Below are 17,014 nucleotides of genomic sequence, written 5' to 3' on the forward strand. Positions count from 1 at the left end.
AGCTTGAGCTTTTGGCGGTGGCCCCGGGGTTTGCAGGCGGCAGCTTTTGGCCTTGCCGTTTTCTTGCTCTTTGGCTGGCAACTGCGGGAGCACCTTGCGGCGGCCGATCGGCGGCTGGGCTTTGTAGCCGACCTCAAGGATGGGCATCTGCTGGTGGCGGATGTGTCCCCGGAGGCGCCGGCAGCGCGGGCTGGCTTGCAGCCGGGGGACGTGATCCTGCGGGTCAACAACACACCCATTGCCAGCGTCCAAGACTACGATGGCCAGGCGCGTCGTTTTCGCCGGGGGCAAGAAGCCGCTTTCCTGGTTCTCCGCGAGGGGAAAGAGCTTTCCCTTTCGGTGAAACCCGGGGTGAGCCCCGATTGGGTGTCGTTAGGGCTTAACGCCCTCAGCGCCTTGGCCTACTTTTTGGTGGCGCTGGTGGTCCTTTTCGCTCCGGCGGAAGACCCCCGCCGCAGGCTTTTGGTGCTCTTCGCGGTGGCGGTGGCCTGGGAGTTTTCCCTGCCGGTTTTTCCCTTTGGGCCTTCCTGGCTGGACCGTTGCCGCAATGTGGCGTTTTTCCTTCTCACCGGTTGGCAGATGGCCCTGGAGCTGCGGTTGGTTTCGCTGATCCCCCAACGGGCCCGCTGGCTTGTGGAAAAGCCGTGGCTGGAACGTGGGCTTACCGCTTTGGGTTTGGGCGCGGGGATGGTGTTGGCGGCAGCGTACCTGGTGCCCGAGCTGGCGCCTGGTTTTCTGAGTCTTCCGCCCTCGTTGGCCAACGTTCTCCTGAACTTTGTGGTTTTGCCCGGCTGGGCCCTGTTGGTGGTTGTCCTGCTCTGGAAGCAAGCGCACCGGGCGGTTTCGCCGCTGGGCCGGCAGCAGGCGCTTTTGGTGCTGGTGGGAACCGCCCCTTGGGCTCTTTACGTGCTGATCTCCAGCACCTACCAGCTCTTCGGTGGGAGCCTCCCCACCTGGAGCGACTACCTCCAGTCCCTTTGCCTTTTGGCATTTCCGGTGGCGGTGTTTGTGGCCATTTACCGCTACCAGTTCCTGAACTTCGAGTTTTTGGTGCGCCGGTTCTTGCTTTACACCGCAGTCACCGGCAGCCTTGTGCTGGTGTTTTACGCCTTGGTGGGTGCCGGTAGTGCGCTTTTGGCGGAGTGGATTGGAGGCGGAGCTTCGGTTTTCCTGGTGTCCGGGGCCACGCTGCTTTTGGGGTTGTTGTTTTCGCCGCTCCGCAACTATCTGCAAGAGGTCATTGATCAGCGTTTCTTCCCCGAGCGTTACGCCCAGAGGCAGCAGCTGGTGCAGTTAGCTGCGGAGCTTTCCAGCTACGGCAAGATCCAGCCCATGAGTGCGTATTTGGTGGAGCAAGTCCGGGATGTTTTTGCTTGCCCGCGGGTGACGCTGCTTTTGGTGGATAGCGCCAACCAGCTCCTGGTGACCACTGCTTCCACCGCTGTAAACCTTGCCGCCGATTTCGACTCAGCGTTCCTTTTGTCGCGGGAGGACCCCGCCGTGCAGGCGGTGGCGCAAGCCGGGACCCCCACCACCGCTGCCGAGCTCAAACCGGTGAGCGCGGCCATGGCCCAGAGGCTGGCGCTTTTTGGCGCCGACCTTGTGGTTCCCATCACCGGGCCCCGCCAGCTGGTGGGTCTTCTGCTTTTAGGTGGGAAGGGCGACAGCTGGGTGGCCGAGGAGCTGGAGCTTTTGACGCTTTTGGCCCACCACGTGGCGGTGGTGTTGGAAAACGCGCGGCTTTTTGAGGCGGCCACCGTAGACAGCCTGACCGGCCTCCTGCGCCGAGAGGCGGTTTTGGAGCAGCTGGATCGGGAATGGCAGCGGGCGGTGCGCTACGGCCGGCCGCTGGCGGTGGCCATGGCCGATGTGGACTTTTTTAAGCCGGTGAACGACCGCTACGGCCATTTGGTGGGGGATGCGGTGCTCAAGCGAACGGCCTGGGTGCTCAGCCGTGAGGTGCGCTTGTCGGATATCGTAGGTCGCTACGGGGGAGAGGAGTTCCTGCTGGTGTTCCCCGAAACCGACGAAGCCGGTGCCCGGGTGGTGGCGGAAAAGCTTCGCCAGCGGGTGGAAGAGGCGGGAGGTGTGCGGCTGGAAACCGGCGAGGTGGTGCGGGTCACGATATCGCTGGGTGTAGCCGGTTACGATCCTGGAAATGCAAATCCGCCGGCGAGCCCCTGGGAGCTGGTAATGCGTGCTGACAGCCGGCTTTTGGAGGCCAAGGCTGCGGGGCGGAACTGCGTTAAGCCTTAACTCACAGAAACGGGCCGGGGTTGAAGCGCTCGATGCGTGCGCCCAGCTGGGAGAGCTTGACCTCCATGGTCTCGTACCCGCGATCCAGGTGGTAAATGCGGTCCACCACGGTTTCCCCTTCGGCGGCCAGCCCGGCCAAAACCAAGGCCGCCGAGGCCCGCAGGTCGGAGGCCATGACCGTGGTGCCCTGCAGCTTGGTGGGACCACGAACCACGGCTTTGCGCCCCTCCACGCTTATGTCGGCGCCCAGCCTTTTGAGCTCCAGGACATGCTGGAAGCGGTTCTCGAAGATGTTCTCCACGATTTCCGAACGCCCCTCGGCTTGGGTGGCCAAGGCCATGGCTTGCGCTTGCAGGTCGGTGGGGAAGCCGGGGTACTCCTGGGTGCTCACGGTAAAAGCCCGAAGCGGCGTTTGTTGCCGGGGAACCACCAGGGCTTGGGGCTGCACCTCCACCTGGGCCCCGGCGGATCCCAGAACCTCCAGAACCGCCGAGAGGTGCTCCGGCACACACCCTTCAATGCGCACGCCGTCCCCGACCATGAGGGCGGCCAACAGGTAGGTCCCGGCTTCGATGCGGTCGGGGATCACCGTGTGGCTGCAGCCGGTGAGTTGGTCCACCCCTTCCACCTCAATGACGTCGGTGCCGGCTCCGGAAATGCGGGCGCCCATGAGGGTGAGCATGGCGGCCAGGTCCACCACCTCCGGTTCCCGGGCACAACCGGAAAGCACGGTGCGCCCGCGGGCCAGGGTGGCCGCCATGAGCAGGTTCTCGGTGCCCGTAACCGTCACCCGCGGGAAGGCAATTTCCGCACCAAAAAGCCCGCGGGGGGCTTCCGCCACCACGTCCCCGTGCTCCACGCGGATGTCGGCGCCGAGCCGCGCCAGAGCCGAGAGGTGAAAGTCAATGGGACGGGCGCCAATGGCGCAGCCGCCGGGGAGGGCAACCCTCGCTTGCCGGCGGGACGCCAGAAGCGGGCCCAGGACCAACACCGAAGCCCGCATGGTGCGCACCAGCTCGTAAGGGGCGTGGGTGGCGGTGGCCTGCCCCATCACCACGGTGGTGGTCCCGTTGTCGTGCTGGCAGTGTTCCCCCAGGGTGCGCAGGACCTTTTCCATGGTGAGGATGTCCCGTACCCTGGGCAAGCCGGAAAGCCTCACCGGCTCACGGGTGAGGAGGGTGGCGGCAAGGCACGGGAGCGCTGCGTTCTTAGCCCCTGAGACCGTGACCGTGCCGGAAAGACGGTAGCCGCCAAAGATGCGAAACTTCTCCACGGGGAGGGAGTTTGGAGCCGATGGCCAGGAACGTCAAGCAGGAAGGCGAGACCGTAAGCCGCGAAGAGGTGCTGCGGCGCGTTGAGGAAAAGCTGGGGCATCGCTTCCGCCGCCCCGAGCTTTTAGCCGAAGCCCTCCGCCACCGCTCGGTGGCGGTGCCCAAGGGGCTTGCCAGCAACGAGCGGCTGGAGTTCCTGGGCGATGCCGCGCTTTCCCATGCGGTGGCCGAGCTTCTGTTTTTCGCTTGGCCGCGGGCCCGGGAGGGGGAGCTAACCCGGGCGCGGGCGGCGCTGGTGAAAGGGGAAACCTTAGCGGCTTTGGCTTCCGAGCTGGGGCTTGCGGAGGCGTTGGAGGTGGCGGAAGGGGTGGAGCCGGGGGAAGCGCTCTTGGCCGATGCCCTGGAAGCGGTTTTGGGGGCTTTGGTGCTGGAGCTGGGCTACCGGCGGTTTGCTGCCTTCGTTCGCCGGCTGTTAAGCCCTGCCCTGGCTGGCCTTTCCCGCTCCGAGCTTTTGAGCTTGGAGCCAAAGTCGGCGTTGCAGGAGCTCTGTCAGCGGAAGGGGTGGGAGCTGCCACTGTACCGGCAGGTGGAGGTACGGGGCCCGGAACACCAGCGTTTGTACGTGTACGAGGTGGAGGTGGGGGGTGAGGTGCGGGGTCGGGGGGAGGGATCGTCGAAGAAGCTCGCCCAGCGGGAAGCGGCAAGGGTGGCGCTGCAAAGCCTTAGCGGGGAAGGTTCAGGCTGACACCACGGAAACCGAAGGGTTCAAGCTGGGAAGGCGCAGGCGGGCAAACTCCTCCACGAGCTTGAGCTCCAGCGGCCGGGTGCTGTACAGCTTGGATGGGCTTCCATCCCAGGAGCTGCGGAAGTGCTGGGTAAGCTGCTCGCACCAGGTGGTAAACGGTGTGGGCTTGAAGAGGAGGTCCCTCTGCGCTGCGGAGATATCCAGGACGATGTCGTGGTCGTGGCTGTAAGGGGAAAAGGTGGTTCCCAGCTGCACCGCCTTGAGCCACTCGGTGGGTACCGAAACCAACGCGGGACGCCGATCCAAAAACGCCGCCGAAAGCTCCACGAACTGCCGCAGGTTCACCACCTCGCGCTGGGCCAAGTTGTAGGCGTTGCCAAAGGCGTTGGCGTTGGCCAGGTTAGAAACCACCACTTCAGCGACGTCGTGCACCCACAGGAAGCCCCAGGAGTTGAGCCCTCCATCGGGGAGGATGATGGGGCCCCCGTCCAGAAGCCGCTCGAAGTACGCCTGGGTGCGGGCGGTGTAATCCCCCGGTCCCACCACCACCGGAAGCCGCAACGAAGTAAAGGGAAACTGCTGGTTTTCCCAGGCGTGCTGCAACGCCACCTCGCAGCGCCGCTTGTGGTAGGCGTAAAGCCAGGTGGACGCGGTGGCTTCGGTCTTTGGCTGCAGGCGGCCGGCAAAATCCTCCTCGCGGAAGGGGCAGTAAATGCCGTCGCGGATTAAGTACACGGCGGCGGTGGAGATGTGCAGGAAGTGCCCGATACGGCCGGAAAACGCTTCGATGGCGGCTTTGGTGTCCTCTTCCCGGAAGGCCACCATATCTACCACCGCGTCAAAGTCCCGGCGGCTCACCGCCCGCTTGAGGGTTTCAGGGTCCGAACGATCGCCAACCACCCGGGAAACCCGGGTCCCAAACGGGTCTGGGCTCTTGCCGCGGTTGAGCACCGTCACCCGGTGCCCTTCCACCAAAAGCCTCTGCACCACGGCCCGGCCTATGAAGCGGCTGCCACCAATGACCAGTACGTGCATAGCGTCAACCTACCTGCCCGCCGATTTTGCGGCAAGGGCTTTTTGGGCGGCTTCTCTGGCACTGGCAAAGGCGCCAGCCACCGCCGGGTTGTCGTCAAAGGCCGTGGACGGCTCGCCCACCGTTTGCTCGCCGGCGGCCAGCGTGGCCAGCTCCGCCACTTGTGCCCCCGGGTGGGAAGAGGGCTCGCCGGTAAGAGCGGCTAACAGCACCTCGGGGAGACCCGAGGCGGTGCCCGCAGTTTTGCCCACCAGCGGCAGCAAACGGCGGACCAGGGCTCCCTGCAAGCTGGTGGCGGTGGCATCGGCGGGGCTGAAGGCGGTGAGCACCAGGGTCAAGAGCACCAGCGGCAGGACCGTGGCGGTGGCGGCGGTTTCCTCGGCGAGGCCAAGGGTGGGGGCCAAGGCGCGAGCGGCGGCGGCTCTAGCTGCTGCCATGCGCTGGATGGTCTCGTCCAGGGGTTCCTCCCTGTCTCGCCGCCAGCGGGAGTTTTCCAAAAGCAGCCGGGCCAAATCCTGGGCGTCCCCGGCGGCCATCATCCACGCCTCATGGAGGCTTCCCGCCCGGGAGGAGCCGGGGGCGTCCAAGCCGTTCACCAGGGCCAAAAAGTCCCAGGCCAGGGTAGGGGCCTCCTCGGGCCTGGGGACCTCGCCGCGCTCTAGCTTTTCGCTCACCACCGCGGCTTCCCGCGGGGGCAGCGGGAGAAGCGGTGGCCCCTGCGATACCCAGCGGGCTAAAAGGTCGCCCACCCGTAGCAAGGTCTGGTGGCTGGCGGCCACCTCGCTGGGATCCACGGTGATACCGCTCAAGCCCGCCATAACCTCCCAAAAGAGCGCCTCCAGCGAGGGCGGCTCCAGACTGGCCATGGGGACGGTCTCCCCGTGATCGGTGGGGGGGCGGCTGTCAGCGCTCACCGCCGCTTCCATGATGAGCTGAGAGCAGGCCAGCTCCAGGTTCACCGGCTCTCCCCTGCGGACTGGATAGCTGGGGTCAAAGCGGAACAGCACCCGCTGCTCCTTGAGGATGCGGCTCACCAAGGCCACCGCCAGGGCGGTGCCGGCGCTCACCAGGTCCTCCCGGGTGAGGTAGCCGTCGCGGAGCACCACGGTGGTAAAGGGCTCACCTTGGATTTGGGAAATGGCCAGGGATTTGAGCAGCGCCTGGCGGCTTGCCACCCGTTTGCGCAAAAGCCAGGAGGCCAGGCGCTCGGCAGCCCGGGAGGAGGAGGCGAAGATCACCTTCCCGCCCGACAGGTCAAAGGTTCGGGTGACTGCACCAGTGCTTAAGAAAAGCCGCCCCGTGGCCCGGGTCATGTGCAGCCATTCCAAAAGGTCGTTGAGGTGCAAGGGGTCAAGGGTGCCGGAAAGTGCCAGCATCGCCATAAGTATGCCACAAGATGGCCCGGCGTGAAGCGGTTTTGCGCAACCCCCCGCGCTTGCCAAGGCCGGAAGCGAGCTCCTCAGCCGGTATACTGGCGGCGGAGGGCCTGTCCATGGACGAAGATGCTTACCGACGTTGGCTTTCCCGCCTGTCTGGCGACGTGACGTACCGGGAGCAGGTGCACACGCCCTCGGGTTTGCCGGTGGAGCTTACCTACGGGCCCTGGAGCGTAACCGGGAGCTACGAAGAAAAGCTGGGCCTTCCCGGGGAATACCCCTTTACCCGCGGCATTTACCCCGCCGGCTACCGGGGGAAGCTGTGGACCATGCGACAGTACGCGGGCTTTGCCACCGCCGAAGAGTCCAACCGGCGCTACCGCTTTTTGCTTTCCCAGGGGCAAACCGGGCTGTCGGTGGCTTTCGATTTGCCCACCCAAATTGGCTTTGACTCCGACCATCCGCTGGCCTTGGGAGAGGTGGGGAGGGTGGGGGTGGCCATTGACACGTTGGCCGACATGGAAACGCTCCTCGAGGGCATTCCCCTGGACCGGGTTTCCCTTTCCATGACCATTAACGCCACCGCTTCCATCCTGCTGGCCATGGTGTTGGCGGTGGCCAAAAAGCAAGGGGTGAGCTGGGAGAAGCTTTCCGGCACCGTGCAAAACGACATCCTCAAGGAGTACATTGCCCGCGGCACCTACCGCTTCCCGCCCCGTCCCTCCTTGCGCCTGGTCACCGACCTCATGGCCTTTTGCCACGCCCAGGTTCCCAAGTGGAACACCATTTCCATTTCCGGCTACCACATCCGGGAGGCGGGAGCCACGGCGGTGCAGGAGGTGGCCTTTACCCTGGCCAACGCCCGGGAGTACGTGCGGCAAGCTCTGGCGGCGGGGCTGGCGGTGGACGACTTTGCGCCCCGGCTTTCGTTTTTCTTTGCCGCCCACAACAACTTCCTGGAGGAAGTGGCCAAGTTCCGGGCGGCCCGCCGGCTGTGGGCAAAAACCATGAAGGAGGAGTTCGGTGCCCGGGATCCCCGGTCCTGGCTCTTGCGTTTCCACACCCAAACTGCCGGCTCCACCCTCACCGCCCAGCAGCCCGACAACAACGTGGTGCGGGTCACCATTCAAGCCATGGCGGCGGTGTGTGGGGGCACTCAGTCTTTGCACACCAACGCCAAAGACGAAGCTTTGGCGCTCCCCAGCGAGGAATCGGCGCTCCTTGCCTTGCGCACCCAGCAAATCATCGCCTACGAGTCGGGGCTTGCCGATGTGGTGGACCCGCTGGGTGGGGCTTACGTCATCGAAGCCTGGACCGACCGCATTGAGGCGCAAGCTTCCGAGTACATTGGCCGCATCGAGGCCATGGGTGGGGCTTTGGCGGCCATCGAGAGGGGCTTTGTGCAGCGGGAAATCCAGGATGCGGCCTACCGTGCCCAGAGGGAAATTGAGGAAGGCTCCCAGGTGGTGGTGGGGGTCAACCGCTTCCAGGAAGGCGAGAGCAAGTCGCCGCCGGTGTTTCGCGTCAACGACGAGGTGCAAAGGGCGCAGGTGGAGCGGCTGCGGGCGGTGAAGGCCCGCCGGAACGAAGCAGAGGTCAAGCGGACTTTGGAGGCCCTAGAAAACGCCGCAAAAACCGGCGAAAACCTCATGCCGCCAATTCTCGCCGCAGTGGAAGCCTACGCCACCGTGGGGGAAATTGCCGGAACCCTGGCGGCGGTTTTCGGTGAGCACAGGGAAGGAGGTTGGTCTTGAGCTTTAAATCGTTCGTCACTACGTGCTTGGCCTTGCTGGTGGCTTTGGGAGCTACCGCTGCCCAAAAGGAAGTTACGTTGGCCGTGGTGTTTACCTCTGACGTTCACGCCCATGTGCTGCCTTACGATGAGGTTCGCCAGAGGCCGGCGCGGGGTTCTCTGGCCCAGGTAGCCACCTTCGTGCGCGAGCTGCGGGAGAAAAACCCCATGACTGTGGTTTTGGACGGCGGGGATGCCATCCAGGGAACGCCTCTGAGCCACTACGTGCTCACCGGTCAGCTGGGCAACGGCAGCGACCCCACGGTGACCGCCATGAACCTGGTGGGCTACGACGCGGCGGTGTTGGGAAACCACGAGTTCAACTACGGGCTTGCACCCCTGCGGCGGGCCCTGAACCAAAGCCGTTTCCCGTGGTTGGCTGCCAATTTGGGCCAAGCAAAGGAGGCAGAGCTTCCCGTGCAGCCTTGGATCATCCTCCAGCGGGGGCCGGTGCGGGTGGGTGTGGTGGGTGTTACGAACCCGCATGTGCCCTACTGGGACCCGCCCGAACACTGGCAGCCGTTGGCGTTCCTGGATCCGCTGGCCGCGGCTGAGGAAGCCATCCGCAAGCTCAGGCCCCAGGTGGACCTTCTCATCGTGGTGGCCCACACGGGATTTGAGCGCGATTTGCAAAGCGGGGAGCCCAACGGCTCGGATGAGGAAAACTTCGCCTGGCGCCTGGCCCAGCTTCCCGGCGTGGACATCCTGCTCACCGGCCACACCCACCGCAACATCCCCCCTCGAAAGTTGGGCCAAACGTGGGTGGCTCAGCCCGGGCGCTGGGCCGAGCTGGTGACGTACTTTGAGGTCCAGCTCCGAAAGGAGCACGGCGCGTACCGGGTCGTCGCGATTCAGGGTCAAAACGTGCCCACGGGGGAGATGTCCCCCGATCCCCAGGTGCTGGCGGCCCTGGAGCCGTTGGCCCGGCAGGTGAAGGCCGAGCTGGACAGGCCCCTGGGGAGGCTCGCCGTACCTTTGCGGGTGGGTGGTGTGCCGGTGGAGGACGACCCGGGGCTCGACCTCATCCATCAGGTGCAGCTTTGGGCCACGGGGGCCCAGCTTTCCCTGGCGGCACCGGTGGCCAGCTCCCAGTTGGAGTTTCCCCCCGGTCCGCTCACCCCCCGTTTGGCCCACGCCCTCTACGTGTACCCCAACTCGCTGGTGGTGGTGCAGGTGAGCGGGGAGCAGCTCAGGGCCATCCTGGAGCACGCGGTTCGCGGGTGGCAGGGGGTGCGTTGCGGGGGGGATGGGCCGCTGCAGCTGGTGCGGGAGGAGGGGCTTCCCACGTACAACTACGACACCCTGGAAGGGGCCAGCTACCTGGTGGACCCCACCGCACCGGTGGGGGCCAGGGTGCGCGGGCTGAAGGTGGGTGGCAAGCCCGTGCAGCCCAACGACACCTTCAGCTTGGTGGTGAACTCCTACCGCGCCGCCGGCGGGGGGGATTACCCCTTCCTGCGCCAAGCACCCCGGGTGAAGATGGTGGACAAGCAGGTGGTGGATCTCCTGGTGGCCTACTTCGCCAAGGTGGGCACCCTGCAGCCCGAGGCCAGCGAAAACTGGTTTTTTGCCCCCCGGCTGATTCTGGCGCCCCAGGCCCGGCGGTAAGGAGCGGCGGGTATCGGAATGGCATCTCAGCCGCTGCGGATTTTGGCGGTGGCGAGCTACTACCGGCCCTACCTTTCGGGCCTCACCGTGTACCTGCAACGCCTCGCGGAAGCCCTTTCGGCCACAGGCCAGGAGGTGGTGGTGCTGACCTCCCGCTTTCTTCCGGACGTGCCCTTCACGGAAGTTCGCGAGGGGGTGCGCATCGTGCGGGTGCCGGTTTGGATGAAGGTGGGGAAGGGTGTTTTCATGCCGGGGCTTTTTCGCCGTTTCTGGCTGGAGGTGCAAAACGCCGATGTGGTTTGGCTGGTGCTTCCCCAGGCCGAGGCTGCGCCCCTGGCGTGGCTCGCTAAAAAAGCCCGCAAGCCGCTGGTGGTTTCGTACCTCTGCGACGTGCGCCTGGGGAAGGGTTGCGGGAACCGGCTTGTGGAAGCGCTGCTGGCCGCTTCCCACCGCCGCTGCCTGCAAGCTGCCTACGCGGTGGTGGCCCTAAGCGAGGACTACGTTTCCTCTTCGCCTCTTTTGCTGCAGCTGCGGCAGCGGGTGAGGGTGATCCCTCCGCCTATTCCCCAGCTGGAAGGTTCGCCGCCAGTGGTAAGTACCCTCCGTGAAAGGTGGGGCCTCAAACCCGGGGAGCCGGTGGTGGGGTTTGTGGGCAGGGTTTCCCGGGAAAAGGGACTGCACATCCTGGCCCAAGCCATGCCGCAGGTTTGGGCGGTGCTTCCCGAAGTGCGGGTGGTGTGCGTGGGCCCCCGGCAAGAGGTGCCCGGGGAGAGGGGCTACCTCAAGGAGGTGGAGCGGCTGGTGCGCCCCCTGGGCCGGCGGTGGCTTTTTGCCGGTGTGCTTTCCAATGAGGAACTCGCGGCCTTTTACCGGTGCTGTTCGGTTTTGGTGCTTCCCAGCCTCAACTCCACCGAAGCCTTTGGCATGGTGCAGGTGGAGGCCATGCTCTGCGGTACCCCGGTGGTGGCCAGCGATTTGCCGGGGGTACGGGAACCGGTGCGTCTCACCGGCATGGGCGTCTTGGTGCCGGCCGGGGATCCCCAGGCCCTGGCTTCCGGGTTGCTGCAGGTGCTGGAAGGGCGTTTTGCGACGCCGCTTGGGCAACGTGCAGTGCTTGACCGCTTTTCGCCACAGGCGGTGGTCCAAAGCCTTTTACCGATCTTCACCGAGATTTCACGGGGTCCTCTTGGCAGAGGAAACGGACCGGCATTAGAATGACACCGTGAACGGGCAGCTTCATCCCAAAAGGAGGAGGGTATGAGAGGACGAAAGGTTTTTGTGACGCTTCTGGTTATGACCCTCGCCCTTTTGGCGTCCCCTATGTGGGCCCAGTCCAACATCACCACCGGTGAGGTGCTGGGAACCGTGAAGGATGCCGAGGGTGGGGTGCTCCCCGGGGCCACCGTGGAGCTGCGGAACGTGGACACCGGGTTGGTGCGGCGGACTGTCACCAACGCCCAGGGTGCGTTCCGGTTTGAGTTTGTGCCGGTAGGCACCTACGAGATCCGGGCCGAGCTTTCCGGTTTCCGGCCGGAGGTCAAGCAGGGCATTGCCGTTTCCCTGGGTACCTCGGTGCGGGTGGAGTTCACCCTTAACGTGGGGACCCTGGCGGAAGAAGTCACCGTCACCGCCGCCGCACCGTTGGTGGAGACCACCCGCCCCGATGTGGCCAACGCTGTCGGTGAGATTCAAATTGCCAACCTTCCCCTGAACGGCCGGGATTTCCTGGACTTCATTGCCCTTACCCCCCAGTCCACGGTGGATGACCTCGGTCGCGCCCACATTGGCGGCATGCGGGGTATCCAAAACAACTTCAACATTGATGGTGCCAACGCCCAGTCCACCTTTTTCGGTGAGGAGCGGGGCGGCACGCGGCCGGCCTTTACCTTTTCCCAGGGGGCCATCAAGGAGTTCCAGGTTATTCCTTCTTCTTACAACGTTCAGTTTGGCAACGCGTCCGGCGGCATCATCAACGCCATCACCAAGTCCGGGACCAACGACTTCAAGCTGGAAGGCTGGTACTACTTCCGCGACGAGTCCATGATGGAGGATTTCAAGAAACCACCGGCAGCCACCGTGGCTCCGCAAAAGCGGGCCTTTGAGCAGCATCAGTTTGGTCTTTCGGTGGGTGGACCTTTCATCAAGGACAAGCTGCATTACTTCTTGTCCTACGATGGCCAGCGCTTGGATCGCCCGCTGGCCTTGGAGTTCCGCAACTTCCCGGCGGGGAGAGAAGCGGATTTTGAAGCCAAGACCGGCCTTCGGTTGGCCGACGAGAGCTTCAGAACGATTACCCAGACCAACGACGATGATGTGATCCTGGGCAAGGTGGACTGGCAGGTTTCCTCCAGCCTTTTGGCCACCTTCCGGCACAACTACTCCAACTACGAAGGCCAGAACGCCACCTCGGATTCCATTACCACCGGCGTCTCCAACAACGGTTTGGAGAGGAACAAGTTCAACTCTTCGGTGTTGAACCTCAACGCGGTGTTGGGTGGCAACGCCTTTAACGAGCTCATCCTGCAGTACGCCAAGGAAGAGCGGCCGCGGATGGCCAACAATACCTCAATTCCTGAGGTGGCCATTTCTTCGGATGCGTTCTTTGGGCGCAACAACTTCTTGCCCAACAACCTCATTGAAGAGCGCACGCAAATTGCCGACAACTTCAGCTATTACTTGGAAAAGCACGGGATTAAGGCGGGCTTTAACGTGGATCTCGTGAGCTACGACGACTACTTTTTCCGGTACCAAGGGGGTCGCTACTTCTACCGCTCCTGGAACGATTTCTTCAACAACAAGCCCAGCCAGTACATCCAGTCGTTTTCCGATTACGACGGCCGGGTGAAGTTCGATACCAACTACTACTCCGGTTACGTTCAGGACGAGTGGAAGCCCTCCCCGCACCTCACCATCACCGCCGGTGTGCGCTACGACTTCCAGGACAACCCCAAGCCTGAGGAAACCAACCCCAAGTTCCCCAACACCGGCAAGATCCCCGACGACAAGAACAACTGGGCGCCGCGGGTTGGGTTTGCCTGGGATCCCTTTGGCGAAGGCAAGACCGTGGTGCGCGGTGGCTTTGGTTACTTTTACGACAACACACCCACACTGCTTTTGGCCAACGCCATGCTCACCAACGGCATCCGCGTGGTGCGGGTGACGTTGAACTGCACCTCCAGCCAACCCTGCCCCACTTTCCCCAACACGTTCCCAAGCCTGGGCTCTCTGCCGGTGAGCACCCCGGACCTCTTCGTGTTTGCCCCCGGCTACGAAAACCCCAAGACCAAGCGGTTTTCCATTGGTATTGAGCAGGAGCTGGGCGGCAACTACGCGGTGGGTGGTGAGTTCATCTGGTCGTACACCAAGCATCTGGAGCGGCTTTTGGACCTGAACCTGGTGCCGGTGGGTTACACCGAGTTTGGCACCCACTACTACAACCCCACTTTGCGGAACTATCAGGACTTCGGCCGCATTGGCCAGTTCACCGACGACGCCGAATCCCGCTACTGGGCGGTGGTGCTCAAGGCCCGCAAGCGTTGGGCCGACCGCTGGATGTTTGACGCCTCCTACACTTACTCCAAGTGGCGGGACAACAACTCCAACGAGCGTACGGTTTCTCTGGGGACCTACGGGGCCGGGGACGACCAGCTGAACATCATGGACAACTGGGGCCCGGGGGATTACGACCTCACGCACAAGTTCGTGCTTTCGGCGGTGGTGCTGCTGCCCTTTGATATTCAGCTTTCCACCATTGCCACCGTTCGCTCGGGTTACCCCTACACCCCCACCGATGGGCGCGACCTGAACAACGACACCTATACCGGTGACCGGGCATGGTGGAACGGCGTGCATTACGGGCGCAACTCCTTCCGCCAGCCCTACTACCGCAACGTGGACCTGCGTCTTTCCAAGATCTTCCGGTTCGGGGCTAGCTACGAGTTGGAAATCATCGGCGAGGCCTTTAACCTGTTTGACAACTCCAACTTCCGCACCTCCATCACGCAAATGGTCAACTACGACCGCAGCCGGGGCGTGGCCAGCTTGAACCCCAACTTTGGGCGTTCCAACATTGCCGGCTCCCCGCGGCAGTACCAGGTGGGGCTGAAGTTCCGGCTGTAAGAAACCGAAGCGGTGACCAAACGGGGCCCGAAAGGGCCCCGTTTTTTATTGCCCAGGGGCCGAAAGCCCCAAAAGCTCGGTGACGAAGGGGGCCACCTGGGTCAAGGGGACCCGGGCCGGGGCTTTTTGCGGCACGCCAGCGCCCCGGGCCAAGAACACCGCAGCCATGCTGGGGTGGTGGTTCAAAAAGCCGTGCATGCCGGCGTAAGGGGGTGCACTCAAGAGCGGGTCCCCAGGGCGCCCTCCCAGCCCGATGCCCGGTTTGGGAAAGACCACCAAATCCCCGCTGTAGGGGTGGGCCAGGCCCCAGGTTTGGGCCTTTTCCCTGGGGGCCACGGCCTCCAGCGCTTTGTCACCGGCGGCTTCCAGGCGCGCCAGGGCTTCGGTAGCCAGAAGCAAGAGCTTCTCCCGGGCCGGACCGGCGGCCAGGCCCGTGGGTTCTGGGGCGGCCAGGTTGGCGTAAAGGTGGGCCACCCCGCCCCCCTGGACAGCCCACAGGCGGCAATCCGGGGAGAGGCTTTCCCTCTCGCCTTCCCGTCTCAGCCCGCAGAGCCCCTCTTTTTCAAGCAGCGCTTGCAGGTTGATCTGCGCCCAAACCGGGTGGATGCCGTGGTCGGAAACCACCACCAGGGCATCTTGGGCCAGGTCTAAGGCCCGGGCCAGTTGGCCCACCGCGCGATCCGCCACCTGGTAGGTCCAATCCAGAAACTCGCCACTGGTCTTGCTCAAACCCTCCGAAAATCCCGGTTGGCGGGGGTCGGTGAAGAGCAAGGCGTGCTGGGCCTCGTCCACCACCGGCTGGTAGGTGAGCAGCAAGTCAAAGTCCATGTGCCGAACGGCCGCCAGGGTGGCAGCGGTGAAAAACGAGGAGAAACGCGCAAGCTGCGCTCCGTACTGGGAAAGCGAAAGCCCCCGCTCCCCGCGCAGGCCAGCTTCCAGCGCCCGGTCATCGGGAGGCCCTGGCCAAAATCCGGCTTCCCGCTCCACCAGCTCCCGGAAGGCCCGGGGCTGGGCTTCCACGGCGTAAAAACCCCCCTGGTAAAGCACCACCCGCAGGGGCTGGAGCTGGATCTCGACAAGCAAACACCAAGCACCGATAGTTTGTTCGCCGCCATCGGGGTGCGGCCTTTTCACCCTAAGGGCAAACCACTGCCCCACCTCAACCGCTTGTTTTTGGGCTCCGTCGCCCACCAAAAGCTGCGGGGCTCCCCCACCGGCCGCGGGAGATTGCACCACCAGGGGAAAGCTCACCTTTTCCTCCTGGCCCCGGAGGTTCAGGCTGACCTCCAGCTGCAGCGTTTCCCCTGGACCGGCGGCGGTGAGCTCCACCCAGCGCGGGCGGGAAGCCGGCTGGTTGACGTACACCATGAAGAAGTCCGCGCGGCGTTCGGGGGTGGTGCCGTCGCAGCCGGGGAAGGTCACCACGCCCACCTTGCCCCCTTGCCTTCGCACCGCCGCCCAAAGGCTTTCCGCTTGCCAGGGGTGATCGAAGCCAGAAACCGTGGCCCCCAGCGGGGTAACCGGAAGGTGAAAGCGGTTGGCCACGATGCCGTGGTCCTGAGGCAGCTGGGCGGTGGCAATGGTGGCGTGGCTTACGGCGGTGAGCGTGGGGTTTGGTGGAACTGCTTCTCGGGGTGCAAAGCCATACCGGGAAAAGCTCGAAAGTCCCTCAGGGTCCTTGTAGGCCTGCGCCTCCAGGAGCTGGCGGTGACGGGTGGCAGCCAGGCCGTCCAGCGAAAGCAAAACCACCCTCCTGGCCTTTTTCCCCTTACCGGGGGAGGAGGGTGCTGGGGTTTGACAGCTACTTAAAAAAAGCGCCAGGAGACAAAGGGCAACGATCATGTTTGGCAGTGTACCCGATTTCCAGGAACGGGCGACCTTCACGCGGTCTTCACATGTGTGAGGAAAATAACCGCGGGGCCCACCGGGCCCCAGGAGGGTGCGATGAAAAAGAACCTAACCTTTTCCTTAACGGCTTTGGCTTTTGCGGCCGCTGTTTCCGCGCAAACCGTGAAGGTGGACCCGGCGATCCCGGCGTACGCCAAGAAGCGGTCGGTTTCCGGAAACTTGAGCGCCGTGGGTTCCGACACCATGAACAACCTCATGACGCTGTGGGCGGAAGCCTTCCGCAGGCACCATCCGGCGGTGCGGGTACAGGTGGAGGGCAAGGGCTCCTCCACGGCGCCGGCGGCGCTCATCGCCGGCACCGCACAGCTGGGGCCCATGTCCCGGGAGATGAAGGACTCAGAGGTGGATGCCATCGTGGCAAAGTACGGCTACGAGCCCACCGAGATCACCACCGCCCTGGATGTGCTGGCGGTTTACGTGCACAAAGACAACCCCCTCCAATCCTTGAGCCTGCCGGAGGTGGATGCGATTTTCTCCAAGACCCGGCGGCTGGGGTTTGGCCGGGATATCACCACCTGGGGGCAGCTGGGGCTTTCGGGAGAGTGGGCCACAAAGCCCATCTCCCTTTACGGCCGCAACGCCGCTTCTGGCACCTATGGCTACTTTAAGGACCACGCTCTTGGCGGCGGGGATTTCAAGGACAGTGTGAAGGAACAACCGGGTTCGGCCTCGGTGGTGCAGGGGGTGAGCGAGGACCGCTACGGCATTGGCTACTCAGGGATCGGCTACGCCACCTCTGGAGTGAAGGCTCTGGCCCTGGCCAAGAAGCCCGGCGACAAGGCCCACGCCCCCAACTACGAGGATGCCCTCAACAAAACCTACCCGCTTTCCCGGCCGCTTTACATTTACGTGGTGCAGGACCCCCGCAAGCCCATGGATCCCCTGGTGGAGGAGTTCTTGCGCTTC

At 64.0% G+C, this 17,014-nt stretch carries 11 protein-coding genes; 7 read left to right on the forward strand and 4 right to left on the reverse strand.

The features are described 5' to 3' along the window. Positions 1-2,256 (forward strand): diguanylate cyclase (locus EG19_RS12955; protein ID WP_081800155.1); only part of this gene is annotated, 2,256 nt, incomplete at its 5' end. A gap of 1 nt (position 2,257) precedes the next feature. Here EG19_RS12955 and murA read toward each other — a convergent pair. Then, positions 2,258-3,529, reverse strand: a complete 1,272-nt coding sequence (murA, locus tag EG19_RS11615) for a UDP-N-acetylglucosamine 1-carboxyvinyltransferase (protein WP_038050512.1) — start codon at positions 3,527-3,529, stop codon at positions 2,258-2,260. Between the two features lie 20 nt (positions 3,530-3,549). On the opposite strand from murA, the gene rnc reads away from it, so the two are divergent. Next, positions 3,550-4,272, forward strand: a complete 723-nt coding sequence (gene rnc, locus EG19_RS11620) for a ribonuclease III (RefSeq protein WP_053335277.1) — start codon at positions 3,550-3,552, stop codon at positions 4,270-4,272. Here the strand turns inward: rnc and EG19_RS11625 are convergent. Beyond that, a complete protein-coding gene (locus EG19_RS11625) occupies positions 4,264-5,307 on the reverse strand; it encodes an NAD-dependent epimerase/dehydratase family protein (RefSeq protein ID WP_053335278.1) in 1,044 nt (347 codons plus the stop codon). The two genes, rnc and EG19_RS11625, sit on opposite strands and share 9 nt — an antisense overlap. A 9-nt stretch (positions 5,308-5,316) precedes the next feature. After that, positions 5,317-6,681 carry a DUF4388 domain-containing protein gene (locus tag EG19_RS11630; RefSeq protein ID WP_161685600.1) on the reverse strand — a complete coding sequence of 455 codons (1,365 nt, stop codon included), beginning with the start codon at positions 6,679-6,681 and terminating at the stop codon, positions 5,317-5,319. Between the two features lie 116 nt (positions 6,682-6,797). Here EG19_RS11630 and EG19_RS11635 point away from each other — a divergent pair, with 116 nt between their 5' ends. Genes EG19_RS11635 through EG19_RS11650 form a run of 4 tightly spaced genes read left to right on the forward strand, consistent with a single transcriptional unit; the run spans position 6,798 to position 14,200 of the window. After that, the gene (locus EG19_RS11635) at positions 6,798-8,435 is read left to right on the forward strand and encodes an acyl-CoA mutase large subunit family protein (protein WP_038050515.1); all 1,638 of its coding nucleotides are present in this window, start codon (positions 6,798-6,800) and stop codon (positions 8,433-8,435) included. Next, positions 8,432-10,081 (forward strand): bifunctional metallophosphatase/5'-nucleotidase, encoded by a 1,650-nt coding sequence (locus EG19_RS11640; RefSeq protein WP_038050517.1) that lies wholly within the window; start codon positions 8,432-8,434, stop codon positions 10,079-10,081. Before EG19_RS11635 ends, EG19_RS11640 begins: the two co-directional genes overlap by 4 nt. An 18-nt stretch (positions 10,082-10,099) precedes the next feature. Further along, complete coding sequence (locus tag EG19_RS11645) at positions 10,100-11,299, forward strand: glycosyltransferase family 4 protein (protein ID WP_053335279.1); 1,200 nt, start codon at positions 10,100-10,102, stop codon at positions 11,297-11,299. A 39-nt stretch (positions 11,300-11,338) separates the two neighbouring features. Further along, on the forward strand, positions 11,339-14,200 hold the full coding sequence (locus EG19_RS11650) for a TonB-dependent receptor (RefSeq protein WP_038050518.1): 2,862 nt from the start codon (positions 11,339-11,341) through the stop codon (positions 14,198-14,200). Positions 14,201-14,245: 45 nt separating this feature from the next. On the opposite strand, the gene EG19_RS11655 is transcribed toward EG19_RS11650, so the two are convergent. After that, positions 14,246-16,042 carry an alkaline phosphatase family protein gene (locus EG19_RS11655; protein ID WP_038050519.1) on the reverse strand — a complete coding sequence of 599 codons (1,797 nt, stop codon included), beginning with the start codon at positions 16,040-16,042 and terminating at the stop codon, positions 14,246-14,248. Between the two features lie 102 nt (positions 16,043-16,144). Between EG19_RS11655 and EG19_RS11660 the strand changes: the two genes are divergently transcribed. Beyond that, a partial coding sequence (locus EG19_RS11660; protein WP_038050520.1) for a PstS family phosphate ABC transporter substrate-binding protein occupies positions 16,145-17,014 on the forward strand: 870 nt, incomplete at its 3' end.

Source organism: Thermoanaerobaculum aquaticum (genome assembly GCF_000687145.1).
In the GTDB taxonomy this organism is placed as follows: domain Bacteria; phylum Acidobacteriota; class Thermoanaerobaculia; order Thermoanaerobaculales; family Thermoanaerobaculaceae; genus Thermoanaerobaculum; species Thermoanaerobaculum aquaticum.